Source organism: Pseudoalteromonas sp. US3C1004 (assembly GCF_048401065.1).
In the GTDB taxonomy this organism is placed as follows: Bacteria; Pseudomonadota; Gammaproteobacteria; order Enterobacterales; family Alteromonadaceae; genus Pseudoalteromonas; species Pseudoalteromonas undina.
This window is the reverse complement of record NZ_CP183073.1, coordinates 2835154-2857454: the sequence shown is the minus strand read 5'-3', so window position 1 is coordinate 2857454 and position 22301 is coordinate 2835154. Positions and strand designations below refer to the sequence as shown.

Genomic DNA, 22301 nt, shown 5'->3' with positions numbered 1-22301 from the left:
CTTGTTTGACCGCTATGAATCTGGCGAACAGGCAATTTTAGTCCATATCGACTTACCTAAAGATGGGGATCGCGAAGATCTTCATGAATTAGAAATGTTGGTATCTTCTGCTGGTGTTAGTAGTTTGGCGGTTGTGCAAGGCAGCCGTCAAGCACCACATCCCAAACTATTTGTCGGTACCGGCAAAGCGGAAGAAATAGCTGAAATTGTCAAAATCCACAATGCCGATGTTGTCATTTTTAACCATCAGTTGAGCCCGTCTCAAGAACGCAATTTAGAGCGTGTTTGTCAATGTCGGGTACTTGATAGAACAACACTTATTCTTGATATTTTTGCTCAGCGTGCCCGAACTCATGAAGGTAAACTCCAAGTAGAGCTGGCTCAGCTTCGCCACATGTCTACACGTTTAATTCGTGGTTGGACCCACCTTGAGCGTCAAAAAGGGGGGATAGGCTTACGTGGTCCGGGTGAAACTCAGCTAGAAACCGATCGACGTTTATTGCGTGCACGTATTAAAAATATTCGTGCTCGACTTGCTAAAGTCGCTGTACAGCGTGAACAAGGTCGACGTGCTCGTACGCGCAATGAAATTCCAACAGTGTCGCTGGTGGGTTACACTAATGCCGGAAAATCAACACTGTTTAATTATATTACCGATTCAGATGTATATGCAGCCGATCAGTTATTCGCCACACTAGATCCAACACTGCGTAAACTCGATATTGGTGATGTTGGTTCTGTTATTTTAGCCGATACTGTAGGGTTTATTCGACACTTACCGCATGATTTGGTGGCTGCATTTAAAGCAACTCTGACCGAGACGCGTGAAGCCGATTTACAACTGCATGTGATAGATGTAGCCGACCCTCGCCGAAAAGAAAATATTGAACAGGTACAAGAAGTCCTCAAAGAAATTGAAGCCGACGAGGTACCGCAGTTATTAGTTTATAATAAAATTGATGCGCTGGATGAGGTAACGCCACGTATTGATCGTGATGACGAGGGCCAACCTATAAGGGTATGGCTATCTGCAAAAACTGGCGAAGGCTGTGAATTACTTAGTGAAGCTATTAGCGATTTACTCGCTAAGCAAATGCTTAATGAAACGTTATTACTCGCACCACAATATGGGCGTTTAAGAGCATCACTATTTAATTTAAGTGCAGTACACAATGAGCGGTTTGATGAACAAGGTAATTGGTTGCTTGATGTACGATTGCCTGTGATTGAGTGGAACCGTTTAATTAAAGATTTTGGCCCTGAAATTGAAAGTTTTATTAGCTGAGATTAAAAACTGCAAGATTAATGTCGGTTTTAGTATAAGAAACGCAGAAGATTTGTTAGATTTAACACAATTTCCGAATTTATTTAGATAACAATGGAGTATAGCTATGGCCTGGAATGAACCGGGTAATAATGGCAATGACAAAGATCCGTGGAATAACAAAGGCGGACGTGATCAAGGCCCACCTGATTTAGACGAGGTGTTCCGCAAATTCAGTAACAAGTTTAACGGCTTATTTGGCGGTAAAAAATCCGGCAATGGTAGCGGCGGTGGACTTGGCGGAGCCGGTATTTCATTTGTACTTATTATCGCTGCAATTGTATGGGCGTTAAGCGGTATTTATACGGTGAAAGAAGCTGAGCGCGGCGTCGTTCTTCAATTTGGTAAGTTTGACCGAATTGCAGATCCTGGCTTGCGTTGGAAAATGACCTTTGTTGAAACGGTTATTCCAGTCGATATCGAAGCTGTTCGCTCGTTATCAGCATCAGGTTTTATGCTAACCGAAGATGAAAACGTAGTAAGCGTTGAATTTGAAGTACAGTATCGAGTAATCGACCCTTACTTGTACAAGTTTAGTGTCACTAACGCTGACAGCAGCCTTGAAGAAGCATTAGATAGTGCGCTGCGTTATGTTGTTGGCCATTCAAAAATGGACCAAGTACTGACAAACGGCCGTGAAGTTGTACGTCAAAATACTTGGGATGAGCTAAATCAAATCATCGAACCTTACAACTTAGGTTTAATCGTAACTGACGTTAACTTCAAGGACTCTCGTCCACCAATGGAAGTTAAAGATGCGTTTGATGATGCAATTGCGGCCCAAGAGGATGAGCAACGCTTTATTCGTGAAGCAGAAGCGTATGCCCGTGAAATTGAACCGCGTGCGCGTGGTCAAGTGACTCGTATGACGCAAGAAGCTGAAGGTTACCAAGAACGTATTACTTTAGAAGCGCAAGGTGAAGTGGCCCGTTTTGAGAAATTACTTCCAGAATACCAAGCAGCTAAAGAAGTAACACGTGAGCGTTTATACATAGACACGATGCAAGAAGTGTTAGGTAATAGCTCTAAAGTGTTGGTTGATGTTAAAGGCGGCAACAACATGATGTACCTACCACTTGATAAAATCATGGAAAAACAGGGTTCATCAACACGTATTGCTTTACCTAGCTCAAGCGATATAAACGATTTACGTAACAAGGTAAATACGTCACGCAACAGCACTGTTAATAGTGGTAACGATCGCTTTAACAATGATCGCTTTAACGACGGGAGATAAGAGCAATGAAAAACTTTAGTTTAGTAATCCTATTAGCCGCCATTGTGATGTCTTTCTCGTCGGTGTTCGTGGTCTCTGAAGGTCAAAAAGCGATTGTACTTTTATTTAGTAAAGTGCAAAAAGACAGCGACGATGAGGCAGTAGTTTATGGCCCAGGTCTACACTTAAAAGTCCCATTTTTTAGTCAAGTACGTCGTATTGATGCACGTATTCAAACACTAGATGGCACACCGGATCGCTTTGTAACTAGCGAGAAAAAAGACTTAATCGTTGATTCGTTTGTAAAATGGCGCGTAAACGATTTTAGCTCTTTCTACCTGCGTGCACGTGGTGACAAGCAATACGCTGAAACACTGCTTAAGCAAAAAGTAAATAATGGCCTACGTACTAACTTTGGTACGCGTACTATTCGTGAAATTGTATCTGGTGAGCGTAGCGAGCTGATGGAAGAAGCGTTAGTACAAGCATCTGAAAGTGCTAGTGAGCTGGGTATTGAAGTACTTGATGTGCGTGTTAAGCAAATTAACTTACCACAAGAGGTGAGTAGCTCTATTTATCAACGTATGCGCGCTGAGCGTACTGCAGTTGCTAAAGAGCACCGCTCTGAAGGTCAGGAAAAAGCAGAAACAATTCGTGCAGGCGTTGACCGTCGCGTAACAGTAATGCTTGCCGACGCCGAACGTAATGCTCGTTCTGTTCGTGGTCAAGGTGATGCTGACGCTGCTGCGATTTACGCTAGTGCTTACAATAAAGACCCTGAGTTCTTTAGCTTTGTCCGCTCTTTAGAAGCTTACAAACAAACTTTCAAAGGCAAGCAAGACGTGATGGTGTTATCACCGGATAGCGACTTCTTCCAATACATGAAAGGCGCGAAAGCTCAGTAATCATAGCTTTAGTTAAACTTGAAAGCCCTGCAATTGCAGGGCTTTTTGTTATCTGAATTTTAAGTTTATAAATGACTGTTATTTATGTGATTATTAACGAAACACTGATGTTTACTACCCGCACGAGGAAAAAATAAGCTAAACGGGGTGAACATTGCTTTAGTTTTCTGGTAAAATCTCGTCCTAATTTTCTCTAAGTGAATTTGCAATGGGTAAAAACGTTGTTGTACTAGGCACCCAATGGGGTGACGAAGGTAAGGGTAAGGTAGTTGACCTCCTTACAGATAAAGCATCTTTAGTAGTTCGTTATCAAGGTGGTCATAACGCAGGCCATACTTTAGTGATCGACGGTGAAAAGACAGTTCTACACCTTATTCCATCGGGTGTATTACGTGACAATGTTAAATGTGTGATTGGTAATGGTGTTGTTTTATCACCAGAAGCGCTAATGAAAGAAATTGGCATGCTTGAAGAGCGTGGCGTACCTGTACGTGAACGTCTTTTAATCAGTGAAGCATGTCCGCTAATATTGCCTTTCCATGTTGCATTAGATGTAGCTCGCGAAACTGCGCGTGGCGATAAACCAATCGGTACAACGGGTCGTGGTATCGGTCCAGCGTACGAAGATAAAGTAGCACGTCGTGGTTTACGTGTTGGTGATTTATTCAATCCTGAATTATTTGCTACTAAGTTAAAAGAAGTATTGGAATACCACAACTTCACATTAGTTAACTACTACAAAGTAGACGCTGTTGACTTCCAAAAAACGTTTGATGATGCAATGGCTGTTGCTGATATTTTAAAAGCAATGGTAGTTGATGTAACTGAGCTTTTAGATCAAACGCGTAACGCCGGTGACAACATCTTATTTGAAGGTGCTCAAGGTACACTACTTGATATCGATCATGGTACTTACCCTTATGTAACATCTTCAAACACCACCGCTGGTGGCGTTGCTACAGGTGCGGGTTTTGGCCCATTACACCTTGATTATGTGCTAGGTATCATTAAAGCGTACACAACACGTGTAGGTTCAGGTCCTTTCCCTACAGAGCTTTACGACGGCCTTGATAAGCAAGACCCAGTCGGTAAGCATTTAGGTGACAAAGGCCATGAGTTTGGTGCTACTACAGGTCGTTTACGTCGTACAGGTTGGTTAGATGCAGTGGCTATGCGCCGTGCAGTTCAAATCAACAGCATTTCAGGATTTTGTTTAACTAAACTTGACGTTTTAGATGGTTTAGAAACACTTAAAATCTGTACTGGTTATAAGCTTGAAGATGGTACTGTGACTAACGTGACGCCATTAGCAGCTGAAGGTTACGATAAAGTAACGCCAGTATACGAAGAAATGCCTGGCTGGTCTGAAAATACAGTGGGTGTAACATCGCTTGAAGGCTTACCTAAAGCGGCAATTGATTACATCAAACGTATTGAAGAAATCACAGGCGTACCTGTTGATATTATCTCTACAGGTCCTGATCGTGTTGAAACGATGATACTTCGTAGCCCATTTGCATAATTGGGTTTAAGTTGAAAAAAAGCTGCCATGTGCAGCTTTTTTTATGTCTGCAGAAAAGTGACGCTATTAATAGTGGAACGATCTTTGTATATTATTTGGTAAGTTTATTTTTAAAGTGGTTAATATGCGTTTATCTTCTCGTTGCTCAGTGTGGTCATTATCACTACTTACACTTTCTTTATTTAATATAAGCAATAGCTTAGCTGAAGAAAGCCCTGCAGCTGTGCCGCTGTATACTGAATCTGAGTTAATAGCTTTAATTAATGAGAACACTCATCTAGCGCGCGTAAAGGCAGATAATTGCCAGTTAGTGCAAGATATAGAAGCGCGAGCCAATAAAATGGCATTGCCATCATATCAATTCCTATACGGTGATATGCTCGCTTATAAAGTGTGTGTTGAGCGCGATGTTGCTTTAGGTGTGTATTACATGAAAAAAGCGGCTGAGCAGGGCTTAGCGGCTGCATTAGAGCAACTAGGTCGCTACTACGACGTTGGGCAGTTGGTCCAAAAAGACAAAACCATGGCAATAACCTACTTACGTGAGGCGTCAGCGCAAGGCAATTTAAAAGCGCAGTTACGATTAGTTGGTTTGTTTAATCAAGGTTATGGTAGTCCAAGAGATTTTGAAGATGCTTATCGTTGGTTGTTTAACACCACGGTAGCTGATAAAGCGACACATAAAAAAATAGAGCGAGCATTAACTAAACTTGCTGAAAAAATGCCAGCCAGTGTCGTTACCCGCGCGCGCTTACCTATGTAAAAAAGCGAGAGTGTTTTGCCGCACTCTCGTTTTTTTTAGTTATGACTCGTCTTTTTTATTGTCTTTGGCTTTGTTATTGGCAGGATCTTTTAATACCGATATTTTAGGCGGCTGTAATGCAATCACTCGCTCGCCTTCTTGTGGTGGCTTTTCCATGTCACTAGTAAAAGGCCTCATTTTCACTGGAGCGTCTTCATCACTGTCTTTATCCCCTTTGAGAATAAACAGTGGAATTGCTTCAGGGTTCATTTCTAAATACTGCTGCCAGCTAAATTCTTCAGATATTCGTGTTGCACTCACTTTACCGCCTTTGGCAATAACGCTGCTTAAGCGTGCATATGCTCCGTTTTCACCAAACAGAATTTGTCGTGATAAGAACGTCGCGCTGTCTTTATTTGCTTTAGCATGTGATGAAGATGAGCGTAGTGAAAATACATTTTTTTCATTCAATAAATGAGAAAAATACTGCACCCCTAATGCGTTATGATGACGATTAGGTGAAAGCGCTAAAACACTGCGAATAGTGGTTAAAGGTAAATAGCGTTCAGCATGCTCAGATTGTGGATTACCGTAATAACAAGGCAAACCATCCATACGTGCCATTTTACAGTTTTCCCAAGCAGGATCTGATAAGTGAACGGGAATGTTTTGTTCCTTTAAACCACGAGCAATAGCACGAGATACATGGTTGGCACCAATAATTAAAATAGTATTAGGGGAGGGCTGGCGCACCCCTAGCAACTTAGCAACAGGGATAGCCGTTAAGCTTTGCAGTACCACAGTGACGATAATAACCGTGAATATCAATGGCACCATTTTCTCAGCATCGGCTACACCGGCTTCTATCATACTTAACGCAAATACAGAGCCTACGGCTGCAGCAACTATACCGCGAGGCGCAATCCAAGCCAGCACCAAGCGAGACTTCATTGGTAAATCGGTGCCAAAGGTTGAAATAGCAATACACAACGGGCGCGCAATAAATAGCACAATAGCTAAAAATATAAATACATCGCTGTCGAGCATCATTAAGTCAGATAGTTGTAATCTGGCAGCGAGTAAAATAAACAAGGTTGAGATCAAAATCATCGACAGATCTTCTTTAAACTCAAGCACCGAATCTATTTCTAGGTCATCTTGATTAGCTAACCAAATACCAAATACAGTCACGGCCAATAATCCTGACTCATGACTTAAATGGTTTGAAATCGAAAAGCTAATTAACACTAACGCTAAAATGCCAAATTTATGTAGCTCAAATGGCAACCATTCGCGGCGCATCAGTTGCGTTGTGATCCAACCCGAAACCACACCAATACTTAAACCAACCCCAACGGTTTTAACTAGTGCAATTATAGTGTGACTAAGTACTTCACCTTGGCCAACTAACATCACAGCTTCAAATACTAATACCGCAAATAAAGCGCCAATAGGGTCTATGACTATGCCTTCCCAGCGTAAAATACGGTCAATATCTTGAGTGGGTCGCATTGAGTTAAGCAGTGGCGCAATAACCGTTGGTCCGGTTACAACAAGCACAGCGCCAAGCACTGCTGCGACTCGCCAATTTAACTCTAATAACCAATAGGCACTTAAGCTAATAACGACACAGGTCATAAGCATACCAATAGAGCAGAGGTTTCTTACGACTTTACTGATCCCTTTAAGCTCCCGAAAATGTAGTGTTAATGACCCTTCAAATAAAATCACAGCAACGCTTAAAGACACCACAGGAAAAAGTAAATCGCCTAATAAGGCATCTGGGTCTAATACGCCACTAAATGGCCCTAATAAAAGCCCAGTAAGCAACAAAAACAGAATAGCGGGTACTCTGAACGCCCAGGCGACCCATTGGGCTAGCACCGAACACAATGCAATACCGGCTATATAAATTGCTGACATAGAGTAAAAACTCCTTAATATTAATAATGTTTAAAAGTATAACTGTTACCTACCAGTAATACAGTGGGTATACACGTGTAAATTCAATTTAGCTAATAAATAATACTTATTTATTTAGTGTTAACGCCATTTTCTAAAATGTTATCAAATTTATAGTCTATATAATTCATATTTATAGTAGTCTAACCGCATGATACTTAATACAAAAAACACTAGCTTTAGTAGTGTCGACCTATTCAGCTTGAATTTTAGCCTTGATCTAAGCAGCTACTTTAACGTATTATACTTCGTGTTCGAATAATTAGTTATCTAATCAAGTTTGTAGTTTAAATACTAGATTATGTTAGATATAAACATCTTAACTCTCTTACTGATTGTTTTTGCTTTGTTTTGTTATATTTGAACACACAATATCATTTACCGTACTCTTTGGTATGGTTTTGCTCAAAGTGTTTATTTGCTCAATGCAGATAAATAAAAGTTTGAGTTGAACTATTACCTTTCAATATTTAATCCCCATCGTGGCGATTAAATCTCGGTCCTTAAGTCATCACCCTATCTGTTGGTGTACCAGACTTAAGAGGCTCTATGTATGTTGTTAATAAAAAGGCCGCACACAGCTTTTTACAGCGATACATAAACAACACTTTATATTTTTTTAGTTAGTACGATCCGATTTATTTATTGGGTTAATACTATTTATTTTTTGCATCTCAATTTAAAACGCTAGTTTTAGAGACGGTGTACGTGTGTGTAAAAAGTGTGGGCAATGATAAATAAATTCGACGCTGTGTTTATAAACATGGCGACCTGGTTTCATTCATCTATGTGATGAATACAAATTAAATGGAAAGTTGAGCACTTATGCAAAAGTTAAATTGGCGACGTATCGTACTTAAAGTGGGCAGTGCCTTAATTGCACCCGATCAAGATGGCTGTCGTTCACGTTATTTATTAACCATCGCACAGTTTATTGTCCGCTGTCGCGCACGTGGAATTGAGGTTATTTTAGTTTCATCTGGTTCTGTAGCGGCTGGCTCACATTTATTTCCATCAGACCAACCTCGTTCAGTGGTAATGAAAAAAGCGATGGCTGCAGCAGGGCAAACAGAAATGATGGCCATGTGGGATCGTTTCTTTGATTTTCCATCAGCACAGCTATTATTAACTCATGGTGATTTACGTGACCGTGAGCGTTACCAGAGTATCCGTGAAACCGTATTTACATTGCTAGAACACGGCGTGCTACCTATCATTAATGAAAATGATGCAGTAACAACAGATGATTTAAAAGTGGGTGATAACGATAATTTATCAGCCATGGTTGCAGCAGCCGCTGATGCAGATGCATTAATGATTTTCTCTGATGTAGATGGCTTGTATGATAAAAACCCAAATCTGCATGACGATGCCGTATTATTGCCTGAAATAAAATCAATTGATGATTCTATTTATGCTATGGCAGGATGTGCTACCAGTGCGGTAGGTACAGGTGGTATGAAAACCAAGATTGAAGCGGCAGAGAAAGCCACTTCACATGGTATTGCAACTTACATTATTAATGGCTTTAAAGAAGAAACCTTTACTCGCTTGTTAGCCGGTGAAAACCCAGGTAGCGTATTCTTGCCTTATGAAAAACCAATGCAAGATTCTATTCACTGGATGACACATACCGCCAATGAGCAAGGGGAAGTCGTTGTTGAAGGGTCATTTGATGACTCATTAGAAGGTGAAGACGGTTGCTTACGTGGCGATGAGATCAGAGAAGTACATGGCGAGTTTGCTGTGGGCGATACTATCTTAGTTCGCAGTGAAGATGGTACGCGTTTAGCTAAAGCCACAGCAAATTACAGTAGCTGCTTGTTAAACTTTATTGCAGATAACGAGCAGAGTGAATTCAGCGAAAAAATGCAGGATTCAATTGGACCAATTATTTCAGAAAAAGATATCGCATTATTGGAGAAGTCATGAGTTTAATTACGGATATATCACGCCAGGCAGCAAAGGCTGCACATACACTTGCTTTACTCGATACCGAGACTAAAAACAAAGTGTTAACCGATATGGCAGCGGCATTAAGAAAGCAAAAAGAATTTATAATCAAAGAAAATGAAAGTGACCTAAGCGCAGCACGCGACAATAATTTAGCAGCATCAATGATTGACCGTTTAACATTGAATGATGAGCGTATTGAAGCCATGGCCGAGGGTATCGAAGTGATTGTTTCATTAGATGATCCTGTTGGCCAGTTACGTGACATTACTGAACGCCCAAATGGTATTAAAATTCGTAAAATGCGTGTACCACTTGGCGTAGTATGTATGATTTATGAAGCGCGTCCTAATGTAACGGCTGACGCAGGTGCATTGTGCTTTAAGTCAGGTAACGGTGTTATTTTACGCGGTGGTAAAGAAGCGCTGAAAAGCTCACAAGCCATTGCCAGTGTAATGCATAGCGTGCTTACAAAACATGGTCTACCAACTGCGCTAATTTCAGTGATTCCTGATCCTGACCGTGCTTTACTAATGGAATTGATGCAACAACGCGATAGCATTGACTTAATCATCCCTCGTGGTGGTGAAGGCCTAATTAACTATGTTACTGAAAACAGCACAATCCCTGTTATTCAGCATTTTAAAGGCGTTTGTCATTTATATGTAGATAAAGATGCTGATTTAGAAGTAGCACTAAATTTACTGCTTAATGGTAAGACTCAGCGTACTGGTGTATGTAATGCACTTGAGGGTTTAGTGGTACACCAAGATGTAGCTGATGAGTTTTTAAATCTGTGTGCAGTTGTACTTCGTCAAGAAGGTGTAAAAATTAATGCTGACGCCAAAGCGGCTGAATATTTTGATAATGCCACTGTACTTGCTGATAATGAATTTGGTGAAGAGTACTTAGACTTAGAGTTAGCAATTCGTATTGTGCCAAGTTTTGATGCAGCCGTTGAGCACATTGCTCAATTCGGTTCAAATCATACTGAAGTTATCTGTACTAAGGACGATGCGGCGGCAGAGTTATTCCAACGTAGTGTTGATGCGTCGGTTGTTATGGTTAATGCGTCATCACGCTTTTCTGATGGCTCACAACTAGGCTTAGGTGCAGAGATTGGTATTGCAACGACTAAGTTACATGCTTATGGCCCTATGGGACTTGAGTCATTAACCACTGAAAAATATTTAGTGAATGGTGTTGGTCAAGTTCGCGAATAACTAACCCAACTCAATAAATAATAAAAATGCCGGGCTTTGCTCGGCATTTTTGATCTCGATTTAGCAAAATTAAACACTTAAGCAAACAAAGAGATTAAAAAATACAAAGCATTATTAACAGAGAAGTTTATTTAGAATATAAAAATAAGGATATTACTTAAAGGAGAGGGTAGGAAAGTGGTGGAGCTAAGCAGGATCGAACTGCTGACCTCCTGCGTGCAAGGCAGGCGCTCTCCCAGCTGAGCTATAGCCCCACATTCCTAATTTACATGTGCTGTAAATGCTTAAGTGCTGAGTCTTAAGCGGGGTGAACTTTAAATATTTTTACGTTTTCGGTCAAGTATTTTTTCACAAATTTTTCCGTTTTAACTAATTTTTGTTAAACTCGGCCTCAATATTTACTAAAACGACAATACATAATGAAAAAATACGCTTTAGTTTTCATGATTTTCCTTTTTGGCTGTGCCAGCTCGGTAGATGAGCCTCCCTATGAAATTAATAATCAACAATTTTATGACACTGTTGATGATCAAGGTAACAAGCTTTTTGCCTATGTGGTCTCTGTAAAGGCTAAGAGCCGTGAGCAAATTAATATTAATAAAAAGCTAACCCGAAGCGATGTAAAGCGTTTTGCCGAACAAGAGCACTTTGAAGAGTCGAGCGTGCTCAAGTTACAATTAGAAGATCAAGCGGTAGAGTTTCTCAATAAAGAGCTTGCACAACGTAACTATTGTGCAGATAAGCATGAAATAAACGAAGTGCTATGGCGAGATTTAAGTGTGCAATTAAGAGGGCGTTGTTTGTAGTATGTTAGCAGATAAACAAAAATTAGCGGCGGTGTTAGCCCAACTTGATATTAACTATGATGTGATTGAGCATCCAGCGTTGCATGGTAGCTTAGATGCCGACGAGCTGATGGTGAATCGCCCAGGAACACGTTTAAAAAATCTATTTTTGCGAGATAACGAAGGTAAGCGCCATTTTTTAGTGATCACCGCGCATGATAAACAACTCGATTTAAAATCGTTGTCTAAACAGCAAGGGCTATCGCGTTTAGGGTTTGCCTCTAATGAGCGCTTGGCTAAGTACTTAAAAGTTGCACCAGGTTGTGTGTCAATGCTCAGCTTAATGAACGATAAGCAACGAGATGTAACGCTTTGGCTTGATCAGGATATTTGGTTTGGCGATTTATTTCATTGCCATCCATTTGAAAACACCCAAACATGGTTATTAACTAAGCCTGATTTACTGCGTTTTTTTGATTTTACTGAACATCAGCCGCGGGTGATGTTTTTACCCTCGCGCTGAGCCCACAAAATAAGACCCAGCCCACATAAGCAAACCGCAAGAAGTGTTGCCATAAATGCGGTTTGCCCGTGTGCTTGATAAACCACCCCAGGTAATAACGATCCTAGTGCGCCACCGCTATAATAAAATGACACGTAACAACCATTAGTAACACTCGGTGGAGCGTGACTAATTTTATTAACCAATGGTGCCGCTGTTGAATGAATTACAAACATAGCGCCACAAAAGAGTGTGAATGCAATTAAAAACAACATCAGTGAATGACTCATTAATAACACAATACTGAGGTTATAAAACAGGAATACCAATGCCAATAAGCGCCAAGCTGAGGTCATTTTTTTTAATAACCACGGGGTAAAAATAGAGGCTAACGCGCCAATTAAATAACCACTATAAACTAAGCCAATGTCGCGGGTGTTATTAATTAAAAAGGTATTTTTTAAAATAAAAGGCAAGTAGTTTAATAATGCGGCAAAGCAAAAAAACATACAAAATATGGCACCATAAAGTTTAAGTACCGAGCCTTCTTTAAGTTGTTTCATATAATCTAAAGGTGATAACACCTCACTAGAACTACTCAGGACAAAGCGTTTATGGGGGATGCTAAGCGAGAGTATTATCAACATGGCAGCAATTAAGTAATAAAAACTTTGCCATGACCACAAGTCGCTAAAGAGCGCAGCCAATACTCGGCCAAAATAACCACCGACAATAGTACTACCAATATAAAGAGTCATATTTTTTTGTAATGTATCGGCTTGATAGCTCATACCAATATAACTGGTCATTGCGGTTAAAGCGGCAGGTAAAGTCAGCCCTTGTAAAAACCGAACAAGTAACAGTAGCTCAAAACTAGGGGCATAAATAAATAATAAACAGCCGACACCGAGTAATAACATTGCGATGCGTAAAATTAATAATGGGTTTCGCTTGGCTAGAAACAACCCATACACCAAAGGTGCAATGGCTAAAGGCAGCATAGTGGCAGTCATTAAGCTGCCTGCAATGGCAGGCGCTACATTAAATTCGGTGGCAAATAAACTTAATAATGGCTGTGGTGCGTATAAGACAAAAAAAATAAAAACAGAACAAAGGAGTAAGTGAGATAAGCGCATTGACTGCCGTTAACATTGCTTATTAGTTGAGTCGCATTATATACAAAACTGCTAGGGTTTTCATAAATTAACCTTTATTGCGCTAAATCATGCTTTGTTTTCAGTAGTTTGTTAGATTAATACCAATAGCGCTGTTATTTACGCTCGTTGGTGATTAAAATAGCATTAATATTCGTTTTTAGTGGGAACACGCCATGGGGTCACTACAAGAGCAATTGCTCCAAGCTGGTTTAACAACATCACATAAAGCCAAAGTTGCTAAATCAGAAAAGCGCAAGCAACAGAAAAAGCAAAAGAAGGGAGCGACAAGCAACCCAAATGATTTGCAAAAGCATATTCAGCAAACCAAGCTTGAGCAGCAGCAAAAGGCCGAAGAGCTTAACAAAACGCGCCAAGAAGAATTAAAGCAACGTGAGCAGGTAGCCCGTGTTAAGCAAATTTTAGAGCATCACAATCAAGAGTCAATTCGTGGTGAGCGTACCTTTAACTTTACTTATGAAAATAAAGTAAAGGGCCTTGATGTGAATGAGCAAACGCAAAAGGCGCTCTCGGGCGGACGTTTAGCAATTTGTGTATTAGAAGGCCAGTTTTACGTATTAGAAGACGAGCCTGCACGCAAAGTGGCTGAGGTTGATGAAAAGTATATTGTGTTTCATGTTGAACCTGAGAACAAAGCCAAGGACGAAGACGATCCGTACGCTGATTTTGAAGTACCAGACGATCTTATTTGGTAAGGTGTTATTAAGTATCTGCTCAGCTAAGGCAAGCTAATATTTGTTTTATGAGGGATACACGTATTTGTTCTGATTGATCGTCAAACCTTATCAAGGACGTATGCTTTTTAAAGATTTATTGACTACAATTATCACAACCGTTTTTTTTAACCGTAAAAAAGAAGAGTAAATACAATGAGCAAGATAAAAACACTTTTATTAGGCGCGGGTATTGGTTTAGCCGCAAGTTTTTCATTTTCAGCCGCCGCTGCTGATGGCGCTGCACTTTATACCGCTAAAAACTGTCAAACATGTCATGGTGCAGATGGTAAAGCACCTATCATGGCGATGTACCCTAAGCTAAATGGTCAAAACAAAGAGTACTTAGTAGCGCAAATGAAAGACATTAAGTCAGGCGCTCGTAACAACGGTATGTCTATGGCAATGAAAGCAATGGTTGCGACTGTGACTGATGAAGAGTTTGAAGCGATTGCCGATTACCTATCAAAAGTACAATAATCGCTAACGCAATTTAAAAAGAGCCACACCTTTGTGTGGCTTTTTTATTTGGTGATTGCCATCATGCGAATACTCATTTAGACTTCTAAACATCTACAATCACTAGCGCTATGCTGTGTTTTAAAAGGCTTGTTATGTTTGATTTACCCCAGCTCGATTTAAAAAATAAAGTATCAGAACAAGAGTGGCAACTACGTGTTGATTTAGCCGCATGTTATCGATTAGTTGACCATTTTCGTTGGGGGGATTTAATCTATACGCACCTTTCTGCTCGCCTACCGGGTACGGATCATTATTTAGTAAACGCTTTTGGTTTAACGTTTGATGAGATCACTGCATCAAACTTAGTTAAAGTTGATTTAAATGGCCGCATTATTGACGATACTCCATTTGATATTAACCCTGCGGGATTCACCATTCACAGTGCCATTCATGAAGTACGCGAGGATGCCCATTGCGTAATACACCTACACACTAAAGAAACCATTGCAGTTGCAACACAAAAAGAAGGGCTGTTACCGTTAAGTCAGTATTCGATGTTTTCATTACCCTCTCTGTCATACCATGGTTATGAAGGCCTAGCGGTGAATGATGATGAGCGTAAACGCCTGCAAACAGATTTAGGTAGCACCAACCATATGCTATTGGTGAATCATGGCGGCTTAACGGTAGGGCCAACAGTAGGTGATGCGTTTATGCGCTTTTATGACCTTCAACGTGCCTGTGAAATACAATTAGCTATTCAATCAAGTGCACAAGAAGCGATTGCAGTACCACAAGCTATTATTGATAACATTTATAATCAAGCGAACGTTGTTCACAGCGGCAGTACTGGGGGGCAGCTAGCATGGCCTGCCATGTTACGAAAAGCGTATCGTCTTGACCCAAGTTTTGCAAAATAACCGATAAAGGTTAATAAGGAATTTTTTATGAAAGTAAATCGCGTTGAAGTCTTTGACATTCATTGTCCTGAGCGTCCTGCATGGACGCCTGTATTTGTTCGTATTCATACTGATGAAGGGATTAGCGGTGTAGGTGAAGCCGGCCTTGCGTATGACTTAGGTCACAGTGCTGCCGCTGCGATGATCAAAGAAATGGCCGATGCCTTTTTAATTGGCCATGACCCGTTTCAAACTGAAAAACTATGGTCACGTATGTTGCGTGAAAGCTTTTGGGGTTTAGGCGGTGGGCCGGTGGTTTATGCTGCAATGAGTGCGATTGATACTGCGCTTTGGGATATAAAAGGTAAAGCATTGGGTTTACCTGTTTATCAGTTGCTTGGTGGTAAAGTTAACGACAAACTACGTACTTATGCATCGCAGTTGCAGTTTGACTGGGACAGTGAGTTTAAAGCGCTGGTCCAGCCACAAGAATATGCCGAAGCGGCACTAAAAGCAGTAGCTGAAGGTTATGACGCGGTAAAGGTTGACCCAATTCAATACGATAAAGATGGCAATACCTACTATGACCGCACAAATATTATTTCTCGCCCAGAGATGAAACTATACCGTGCCCGTATGCAAGCTATTCGTGAAGCTGTGGGTGATGAAGTTGACATTATTTTTGAATGCCACAGTTTACCTGGTGCGACATCAGCAATTCAAATTGGTGAGATTGCAGAAGAATTTGATTGTATGTATTTTGAAGAGCCGGTGAATTATTTAAACCACTCATTACATGCCAAAGTGGCTGATAAAGTGGCTGTGCCTATTGCAGGCGGCGAGCGCTTATATAACCGTTGGGGCGTGCGTCCATATTTAGAAGATCAAAGCATTGATGTACTACAGCCAGATATTGGTTTATGTGGTGGCTTTACTGAAACTAAAAAAGTATGTGATTACGCAGATATTTTTGACGTGCGTATTCAGGCACACGTGTGTGGTGGGCCGGTTGCAACCGCGGCAGCATTACATTTAGAAACAGCAATCCCTAACTTTTTAATTCATGAACATCATACTTATGCGATTAAAAAGTGGAACAGAGAGCTGTGCTTACAAGATCCACAACCTAAAAATGGTTTTTTTGAAGTATCAGAAGAACCAGGCCTTGGGATTGAGCTTAACGATGAAATTGTAATGCGTTCACAACGTGTAGAAATAAAATAAATAACCTGAACTCTGCTTGAGATGGATTTATTATCCAGAGTTCAGGTTAAATAGCTCTATTTAAGAATAGCCGGTAAGTGATAACTCACTGACCGGCTTTTTTATCGCTGTGGATTTATTTTACAAAGTACCTGTTTTAGTTCGATGGTTGCTTTGCTATCAAGATGGCGAACAAAACAGCGCTCTCCCTTAATCATCAGTTCAAACTGATCCGGCATATTAAGCTGCTTGCCCATAATCGGATTTCCCTGAGGATCTTTGTGATTAAGTTGCTCAAGTGTAACTGTGCTTGAGGTTACAAAAACGTCGTCGGTTAATTGAACCTGTGAGCTATGTAGCAGTTGCGTAATCGCATCGGCTACTTTAGCGCTATTCGGTTCAACCAGTAACGCATGCTGTAGCTTAGGTGTCGGTTCTGAGCTTTGCGCTAAGCAACCCGTTAACCCTAATGTCGCTGCAGTCATGCTTATTGCTAATAATATGTTCATTGCTTATCTCATGTTATCACTAAGAATAATATTTTGTTCTAGCATGGTTTGAACTCGCATATCTTTTACTTCTGGCATATCGGTGGCGATAGTGGGCGCAAAACCAAGAACACTATTTATTGAGCTTGGGGCAGGGCAACTGCCGTTTTCTCTATAGCTCAGCGCTGTACTTAATAAGCTTTCACTAGCATCACCTAAGCGCTTAGTAAAATCATCGGCAACAGCACACCCAGCAATGCGAACCGGTTGTCGTGCGTCATCAATGGTATTTTGCGGTGCAAAGCCATCTGAATATTCACCAAAGCCTTTGTTATTTTCGCCAGTAAATTGAATAGTAAAATAAGTGGTGTCGCAGTTGTCGGTAGGGTAAAAACCATACGGTTTACCACAGGTGCCTGCGCCTATCTGAATAATTTCAACATCTGCTCCGCGCAGCCCGTTAATTATAGCCTCACTAGCCGAGCAGGTACTGCTAGTGGTAAGTACAAATACCCGTTCTAAGTTTAAGGTGGGTAACGGCGTGCCCGCTACAATTGCAGGATTATTTTCAAAGCCGACAAAACGATTTGTAAAAGGCATCGGCGTCAGTGCTTGGCCTGTGACGGGGTTGGTATTAGGGTATTTATCATTAAATATGGTCCGTTCAAATATTTTACCTTGCGTGTTACTGCCCCCCACCATGTAGCCTACTTGGCTAGCCATTTGTAATAACCCACCCCCGTTATAGCGCACGTCAATGACTAAATCTTTAATGCTACTGGCAGCGAGTTGGTTAAAGGCGTTGTAAAGCTGTGTTTCGGCTATGGCGTTGTGGCTATTAAATTGAAAATAACCAACATCACCAGCGGCTAAATCGGTACGAACATTCATTACTGGTTGCGATTCGATGTTTTGAGACGTGAGCGTCACTGTGCGGTTTTCATTAGTGCTGATATCCCTAAATACAAATTCGGTAACTTTACCCGTTTGCTCGGGGAATAAACCTGCATTAATAATACCTACCTCGCTCGATGAGGTGGTGTTAATAAAATCAACGCCATCAACTTCTAAAAGCTCAAAACCACGAATAATATTTTGATTACTAGCTGGGGTATTTGGTTCGGTGTAGCTAACAACTGCTTGGCGTGGCGCGCTACCGGCAATTATTTTTATATTAAAGCCATAACCAAAGCTTAGGCCGGATTGATTTTGTCTTTGCCACTCATCGGTCGGCAAACTAAAGTGAAAGTTATCTTTTTTCGCACCTGACTCAGTCAGTTGCTCCGTTTTTAAAGTATTAAAGTAATCAATAACCCCTGACGTTAATGCAGGGTTGGTATCAATAATTTCGTCATACCATAGGTAGGTTTCGTTACTCCAAGAGCGTAGCCAGTTTTTTTCATTAATTGCTTGGCATTGACCTTTAAATTGCCCTGAACTGGCAAATACACCTGAGGTCCAGCCGCTATTATCAGTTGTTGGGTTGGTCGCATTGTCGCTACCTCCACCACCACAACCTGTTAATAAAGCGGCTAGTGAAAAAGGGAGTAATGTGTATTTAAGAGAAGATGAATTAAAAATGGCCATACGCATGCTCGTTTTTTAAACTGTTGAGCTAAATATAGCGGTTTTCATTTAGAGTTGATAGAGGCTTGCAGCATTTTTGTAACTCAAATATTGCCATGTAAGATCGTCGCTACACAGGCTGCGATAATGTTGCCATAACTCGTTGTAGTTAATATTAATTTGGCACACGGGGAAGTTGCTAGCAAACATCACTCTTTGCATACCAAAATGCTTTAAAATATGTTTAAAACATTGGTTTTGCTGCTCGCTATTAAGCATGAGTAATTCAAAACCTGAAAACTTAATCGCAACATTAGGCTGTTTTGCAAGTAGTTCAATTGCAGTTGCCCAGTTTGCAAGGTTGTGTGCAAGCCCTGCGTGATTAATGATTATTTGTAAGTCACTAACTTGGTTGGCATAAGAAATGAGCCGCTCGGTGATGTTGAGGTTTTCTACTTCAAATTGGGCTTCAAAATGCAGCTTTAATTGGCTCAAGTGCCGCAGGTTATCGAGACAATGAGGGCTCAATAAGCGCTCGGCATCATGACCTTCAGTGATATCTCTAATGCCTACAAGAGAGTGATGAACTAGCTGCTGAAGTGCTAGTTTAAATGCGTTATTTGGCTGGTTAATTGTTGCAAAGCTAATTGCTTTATAAGGTATAGTTTTAATATGTTTGGCTAACCAGTTTAATTCTTTAACTGGCTGGTTATTATCAAACCCAGCTTCTATGTGCACTAAACCTGCGAGTTCAAAGTTAGTACTTTTGATCAGTTCAGCAACGCTGATGGGCTGCTTTATTTTATCTAAGTTAGACCAAGCTGGTGGGTTCGCACCTTGTAGCCAAGTGTATTGACCCTCCGGCAAATTAAAAAAGTGCAGATGCGGGTCAATAATTTTAGTACTCATTGTGCTGTGTAGCCACCATCAATACGTTGTAAGCTACCAGTAATAAAGCTGGCATCTGCACTTACTAAAAAGCTTACCAGTGCAGCAACTTCATCGGCTTGACCTAAACGGTTGAGCGGTTGTAATGCGGCTTCTTCTGCAACAATATCGGCTTTGTTAGCACCACTTCTTTTACAATATGCATCAATTGCATTATGAAATAACGGCGTTTCTATGGTGCCAGGGCACACTGCATTAGCGCGAATATTAAAGCTTGCGTAATCCAAGGCGGTGGTTTTAGCCATTGAAGCCAATGCGTGCTTAGTTAAGTTATAAGCAAATGAGTTTTGTTTGCCAATAATGGCCTGATCTGAGGCAATTAACACAATAGCGCCATCTTGTTGTGCTTTCATAGCTGGTAATACGCTTTGTATAGCCGCGTACGCACCTTTAACATTCAGTGCCATTAACGCATCGAATGTCGCTTCATCGGTGTGCTCAATTGTGGCACTTAGATGCTTACCAGCATTTGAAACAAGTACATCAATACGTTGTGTTTTTTCAATAATAGCCTGTATACACTGGCGTACGGCGGTTACATCACTAACATCACATTGATGAAAAACACCACTCTCACTGGGCTCAATATCTAAGTTATGAACCTGATAGCCGTTAGTTAATAATCGCTGTACTACAGCAAAGCCAATGCCTTTAGAGCCACCGGTTACTATTGCAACTTTTGACATACTTGTTCCTCTAATTAGCAATTAATGTGCGTGGCCGCAACCACCTTCAGCATGAACGTGGCCATGAGAGATTTCTTCGCTTGTTGCTTCACGAACTGATACAACCTCAACATCAAAGGTCAGCGTTTTACCAGCAAATGGGTGGTTTAAATCACAATCAGCATTAAAGCGGCCTACTTTTACGATAGTCACTTGATGGCGACCCTGATTTGATTGCACCATTGCAGTCATACCTGGCTTCCACACTTTTACATCGCCTTGTAAATGCTTAAGCGGAATGCGCTGAATTAAATCATCAACACGCTCGCCGTATGATTCACTTGGAGATAACGTTACGCTAAATTTATCACCAGCAGTTTTACCTTCAAGTGCGGTTTCTAAACCGGGTAGCATGCCTTCGCTGCCGTGAATGTAACTTAATGGCGCGTCGTTAAGGCTACTTTCTATTTGTTCACCGGCTTCGCTAAGGGTGTAATGAAATTCAACGGCCGAATTTTTACTGATTTGCATGCATGTCTCTTTAAGATTTAAATAAATTAAAAAGCAATTTTACGCGAAATACTGCGCTTTAGAAACTTAACGGGGATGATTTAATGTATTTTGTAAGTCGAGTAACAGATCTTTTTTAGCCGGTGTGGTTTTAGGTATCGCAGTTTGGGGTATAAATAAAACTAACTGAGTCCCAGGCTTTAATACGCTAGATGCTGATAACTTATTCCAACGTGCTAAATCGCTATGAGCAACGCCATACAACTGACTTATATTCCACAGGTTATCACCGGGCTTAACGTGGTAATCTACCTCGATGGTTGGAATGACGGGCTCTTTTTGTTCCAAGTAAGGGCTTATTTTATAGTTAATAGTGAGCGATTCAGGTAACGTTTGAGGCTCCCCTAAAATAAGTTTTTCGCCAACACCAATAAAGTTATTTTGCTTATTATTGAGCTGTTTTAGTGCCTTTAAAGGCAAGCCAAAATGCTTAGCAATACCGTATAGTGTGTCATTTTTTTTGACTATGTATTCGCCTGCAAAATTGGCTTTAAAAAAACGGTTTTTTAGTAAAGCTTGTTGCTCAATAGGAAGCAACAAAGTATGCGGGCCATGGGGGGAACTTTGGTTTTTTAAATAACCCCTATTAAGGGCATGTAGCTGTTTTACACCCATACCAGAGAGCTTGGCCATAATTGAAAAATCGAACTGTTTTGCCACATTTAACGAGGTGGTCAGTGCTTTATAAGGAAGCTTTGGGCGTTTAAATTTTGCCTTAGGGTGTTTTACTAAATAGCTTAATGCTAATAGTTTTGGTACATAGTCAGCGGTTTCTTTTGGTAGGGTTAGTGCCCAAAAGTCAGTTGACTTCCCTCGTTTTTGATTGCGTTTTATAGCACGTTTAACTCGGCCTTCACCGGTGTTATAGGCTGCAAGTGCATGCAACCAATTACCATCAAAACGTTTATGTAAATAGCTTAAGTAATCTAGTGCTGCATCGGTTGAGGCCAATACATCTTGGCGTCCGTCGTACCATTGATCTGATTTAACCCCAAAATGATGTGCAGTTGCTGCAACCAGTTGCCACACACCCACAGCGTGCTCACTTGAGCGGGCGGTAGGTCTAAAGCCACTTTCTACAAATGGCAGTAATGCCAGTTCCATAGGGAGCTGCTTTTGCTCTACTTTTTTTACGATATGATATAAAAAAGGCTCTGCACGGCGAGACACTATTTTTAAATAATTCGGTTGTTTTAAATACCAGTTAATGCGTTTCTTTAACGCCTGATTTTGCTCAACCGGTAAATGTAAGTTATCAGCAATATGTGCCCATAAGTCAGTTGGTTGAGTTACTTTTAGGGCTTTAGGTATTGTTTTTTTATTAATGATTTTTTTGGTGTTTGTAGAGTTCGGTGTGTTTGATTGTGCGGTTTTTTGCTCTACAGGTGCAGGGACTACAGGCGCAATGATCTCTGGCTGTGTGGTTTTACAGCTACATAGCAATACAATGGCAAAGCATAAGATCAGGTGACGCATTT

21 protein-coding genes and 1 tRNA gene are annotated in these 22301 nt (G+C 40.8%); 13 read left to right on the top strand and 9 right to left on the bottom strand.

Translation table 11 applies throughout. The features are described from left to right. Position 1 precedes the first annotated feature (1 nt). From hflX to ACNSN3_RS13305, 5 genes are all read left to right on the top strand, one after another. Positions 2–1285 carry a ribosome rescue GTPase HflX gene (gene hflX / locus ACNSN3_RS13325; RefSeq protein ID WP_193049334.1) on the top strand — a complete coding sequence of 428 codons (1284 nt, stop codon included), beginning with the start codon at positions 2–4 and terminating at the stop codon, positions 1283–1285. A gap of 106 nt (positions 1286–1391) precedes the next feature. After that, a complete protein-coding gene (hflK, locus tag ACNSN3_RS13320) occupies positions 1392–2561 on the top strand; it encodes an FtsH protease activity modulator HflK (protein WP_010391686.1) in 1170 nt (389 codons plus the stop codon). Between the two features lie 5 nt (positions 2562–2566). Then, the gene (hflC, locus tag ACNSN3_RS13315) at positions 2567–3445 is read left to right on the top strand and encodes a protease modulator HflC (RefSeq protein ID WP_010391687.1); all 879 of its coding nucleotides are present in this window, start codon (positions 2567–2569) and stop codon (positions 3443–3445) included. Between the two features lie 208 nt (positions 3446–3653). Continuing rightward, positions 3654–4967: an adenylosuccinate synthase gene (locus tag ACNSN3_RS13310; protein WP_010391689.1), complete on the top strand. Its 1314-nt coding sequence runs from the start codon at positions 3654–3656 to the stop codon at positions 4965–4967. A gap of 124 nt (positions 4968–5091) precedes the next feature. Beyond that, positions 5092–5730, top strand: coding sequence for a tetratricopeptide repeat protein (locus tag ACNSN3_RS13305; RefSeq protein ID WP_054202658.1), 639 nt, complete (start codon positions 5092–5094; stop codon positions 5728–5730). A 39-nt stretch (positions 5731–5769) separates the two neighbouring features. On the opposite strand, the gene ACNSN3_RS13300 is transcribed toward ACNSN3_RS13305, so the two are convergent. Then, a complete protein-coding gene (locus ACNSN3_RS13300; protein WP_075169923.1) occupies positions 5770–7632 on the bottom strand; it encodes a cation:proton antiporter in 1863 nt (620 codons plus the stop codon). An 864-nt stretch (positions 7633–8496) separates the two neighbouring features. Between ACNSN3_RS13300 and proB the strand changes: the two genes are divergently transcribed. Both proB and ACNSN3_RS13290 read left to right on the top strand, forming a co-directional pair. After that, complete coding sequence (gene proB / locus ACNSN3_RS13295; RefSeq protein WP_010391693.1) at positions 8497–9603, top strand: glutamate 5-kinase; 1107 nt, start codon at positions 8497–8499, stop codon at positions 9601–9603. Beyond that, positions 9600–10847, top strand: a complete 1248-nt coding sequence (locus tag ACNSN3_RS13290) for a glutamate-5-semialdehyde dehydrogenase (protein WP_418607703.1) — start codon at positions 9600–9602, stop codon at positions 10845–10847. The genes proB and ACNSN3_RS13290 overlap by 4 nt, the downstream gene beginning before the upstream one ends. A gap of 178 nt (positions 10848–11025) precedes the next feature. On the opposite strand, the gene ACNSN3_RS13285 is transcribed toward ACNSN3_RS13290, so the two are convergent. Next, positions 11026–11101, bottom strand: a tRNA-Ala gene (locus tag ACNSN3_RS13285). Between the two features lie 165 nt (positions 11102–11266). On the opposite strand from ACNSN3_RS13285, the gene ACNSN3_RS13280 reads away from it, so the two are divergent. Both ACNSN3_RS13280 and ACNSN3_RS13275 read left to right on the top strand, forming a co-directional pair. Further along, on the top strand, positions 11267–11653 hold the full coding sequence (locus ACNSN3_RS13280) for a hypothetical protein (RefSeq protein ID WP_138622667.1): 387 nt from the start codon (positions 11267–11269) through the stop codon (positions 11651–11653). Position 11654: 1 nt separating this feature from the next. Then, positions 11655–12155, top strand: coding sequence for a prolyl-tRNA synthetase associated domain-containing protein (locus ACNSN3_RS13275; RefSeq protein ID WP_055012388.1), 501 nt, complete (start codon positions 11655–11657; stop codon positions 12153–12155). On the opposite strand, the gene ACNSN3_RS13270 is transcribed toward ACNSN3_RS13275, so the two are convergent. Next, complete coding sequence (locus ACNSN3_RS13270; protein WP_055012389.1) at positions 12122–13270, bottom strand: MFS transporter; 1149 nt, start codon at positions 13268–13270, stop codon at positions 12122–12124. The two genes, ACNSN3_RS13275 and ACNSN3_RS13270, sit on opposite strands and share 34 nt — an antisense overlap. A 194-nt stretch (positions 13271–13464) precedes the next feature. On the opposite strand from ACNSN3_RS13270, the gene ACNSN3_RS13265 reads away from it, so the two are divergent. The 4 genes from ACNSN3_RS13265 to ACNSN3_RS13250 all read left to right on the top strand — a co-directional run bounded on the left by ACNSN3_RS13265 (position 13465) and on the right by ACNSN3_RS13250 (position 16607). Further along, positions 13465–14004: a DUF2058 domain-containing protein gene (locus ACNSN3_RS13265; protein WP_036980338.1), complete on the top strand. Its 540-nt coding sequence runs from the start codon at positions 13465–13467 to the stop codon at positions 14002–14004. Between the two features lie 174 nt (positions 14005–14178). Next, a complete protein-coding gene (locus ACNSN3_RS13260) occupies positions 14179–14502 on the top strand; it encodes a c-type cytochrome (protein ID WP_036980337.1) in 324 nt (107 codons plus the stop codon). A gap of 134 nt (positions 14503–14636) precedes the next feature. After that, positions 14637–15404, top strand: coding sequence for a class II aldolase/adducin family protein (locus ACNSN3_RS13255; RefSeq protein WP_036980336.1), 768 nt, complete (start codon positions 14637–14639; stop codon positions 15402–15404). Between the two features lie 27 nt (positions 15405–15431). Then, the gene (locus tag ACNSN3_RS13250) at positions 15432–16607 is read left to right on the top strand and encodes a mandelate racemase/muconate lactonizing enzyme family protein (RefSeq protein WP_054202652.1); all 1176 of its coding nucleotides are present in this window, start codon (positions 15432–15434) and stop codon (positions 16605–16607) included. Positions 16608–16708: 101 nt separating this feature from the next. On the opposite strand, the gene ACNSN3_RS13245 is transcribed toward ACNSN3_RS13250, so the two are convergent. The 6 genes from ACNSN3_RS13245 to ACNSN3_RS13220 all read right to left on the bottom strand — a co-directional run bounded on the left by ACNSN3_RS13245 (position 16709) and on the right by ACNSN3_RS13220 (position 22299). Then, positions 16709–17095: a hypothetical protein gene (locus tag ACNSN3_RS13245; protein ID WP_418607698.1), complete on the bottom strand. Its 387-nt coding sequence runs from the start codon at positions 17093–17095 to the stop codon at positions 16709–16711. Positions 17096–17098: 3 nt separating this feature from the next. Then, positions 17099–18661, bottom strand: coding sequence for a S41 family peptidase (locus tag ACNSN3_RS13240; protein ID WP_418607696.1), 1563 nt, complete (start codon positions 18659–18661; stop codon positions 17099–17101). Between the two features lie 48 nt (positions 18662–18709). Further along, a complete protein-coding gene (locus tag ACNSN3_RS13235) occupies positions 18710–19549 on the bottom strand; it encodes an amidohydrolase family protein (RefSeq protein WP_418607695.1) in 840 nt (279 codons plus the stop codon). Then, positions 19546–20274 carry an SDR family NAD(P)-dependent oxidoreductase gene (locus ACNSN3_RS13230; RefSeq protein ID WP_290168566.1) on the bottom strand — a complete coding sequence of 243 codons (729 nt, stop codon included), beginning with the start codon at positions 20272–20274 and terminating at the stop codon, positions 19546–19548. Before ACNSN3_RS13230 ends, ACNSN3_RS13235 begins: the two co-directional genes overlap by 4 nt. Positions 20275–20295: 21 nt before the next feature. After that, complete coding sequence (locus ACNSN3_RS13225) at positions 20296–20784, bottom strand: FKBP-type peptidyl-prolyl cis-trans isomerase (RefSeq protein ID WP_054202647.1); 489 nt, start codon at positions 20782–20784, stop codon at positions 20296–20298. 66 nt (positions 20785–20850) lie between these two features. Continuing rightward, the gene (locus tag ACNSN3_RS13220; RefSeq protein ID WP_418607692.1) at positions 20851–22299 is read right to left on the bottom strand and encodes a transglycosylase SLT domain-containing protein; all 1449 of its coding nucleotides are present in this window, start codon (positions 22297–22299) and stop codon (positions 20851–20853) included. Positions 22300–22301: the final 2 nt, after the last annotated feature.

Coding starts and splice junctions, on each gene's coding strand:
- hflK (WP_010391686.1), top strand. CDS start 1,392: ATGGCCTGGAATGAACCGGGTAATAATGGCAATGACAAAGATCCGTGG.
- hflC (WP_010391687.1), top strand. CDS start 2,567: ATGAAAAACTTTAGTTTAGTAATCCTATTAGCCGCCATTGTGATGTCT.
- ACNSN3_RS13310 (WP_010391689.1), top strand. CDS start 3,654: ATGGGTAAAAACGTTGTTGTACTAGGCACCCAATGGGGTGACGAAGGT.
- ACNSN3_RS13305 (WP_054202658.1), top strand. CDS start 5,092: ATGCGTTTATCTTCTCGTTGCTCAGTGTGGTCATTATCACTACTTACA.
- ACNSN3_RS13300 (WP_075169923.1), bottom strand. CDS start 7,632: ATGTCAGCAATTTATATAGCCGGTATTGCATTGTGTTCGGTGCTAGCC.
- proB (WP_010391693.1), top strand. CDS start 8,497: ATGCAAAAGTTAAATTGGCGACGTATCGTACTTAAAGTGGGCAGTGCC.
- ACNSN3_RS13290 (WP_418607703.1), top strand. CDS start 9,600: ATGAGTTTAATTACGGATATATCACGCCAGGCAGCAAAGGCTGCACAT.
- ACNSN3_RS13280 (WP_138622667.1), top strand. CDS start 11,267: ATGAAAAAATACGCTTTAGTTTTCATGATTTTCCTTTTTGGCTGTGCC.
- ACNSN3_RS13275 (WP_055012388.1), top strand. CDS start 11,655: ATGTTAGCAGATAAACAAAAATTAGCGGCGGTGTTAGCCCAACTTGAT.
- ACNSN3_RS13270 (WP_055012389.1), bottom strand. CDS start 13,270: ATGCGCTTATCTCACTTACTCCTTTGTTCTGTTTTTATTTTTTTTGTC.
- ACNSN3_RS13265 (WP_036980338.1), top strand. CDS start 13,465: ATGGGGTCACTACAAGAGCAATTGCTCCAAGCTGGTTTAACAACATCA.
- ACNSN3_RS13260 (WP_036980337.1), top strand. CDS start 14,179: ATGAGCAAGATAAAAACACTTTTATTAGGCGCGGGTATTGGTTTAGCC.
- ACNSN3_RS13255 (WP_036980336.1), top strand. CDS start 14,637: ATGTTTGATTTACCCCAGCTCGATTTAAAAAATAAAGTATCAGAACAA.
- ACNSN3_RS13250 (WP_054202652.1), top strand. CDS start 15,432: ATGAAAGTAAATCGCGTTGAAGTCTTTGACATTCATTGTCCTGAGCGT.
- ACNSN3_RS13245 (WP_418607698.1), bottom strand. CDS start 17,095: ATGAACATATTATTAGCAATAAGCATGACTGCAGCGACATTAGGGTTA.
- ACNSN3_RS13240 (WP_418607696.1), bottom strand. CDS start 18,661: ATGGCCATTTTTAATTCATCTTCTCTTAAATACACATTACTCCCTTTT.
- ACNSN3_RS13235 (WP_418607695.1), bottom strand. CDS start 19,549: ATGAGTACTAAAATTATTGACCCGCATCTGCACTTTTTTAATTTGCCG.
- ACNSN3_RS13230 (WP_290168566.1), bottom strand. CDS start 20,274: ATGTCAAAAGTTGCAATAGTAACCGGTGGCTCTAAAGGCATTGGCTTT.
- ACNSN3_RS13225 (WP_054202647.1), bottom strand. CDS start 20,784: ATGCAAATCAGTAAAAATTCGGCCGTTGAATTTCATTACACCCTTAGC.
- ACNSN3_RS13220 (WP_418607692.1), bottom strand. CDS start 22,299: ATGCGTCACCTGATCTTATGCTTTGCCATTGTATTGCTATGTAGCTGT.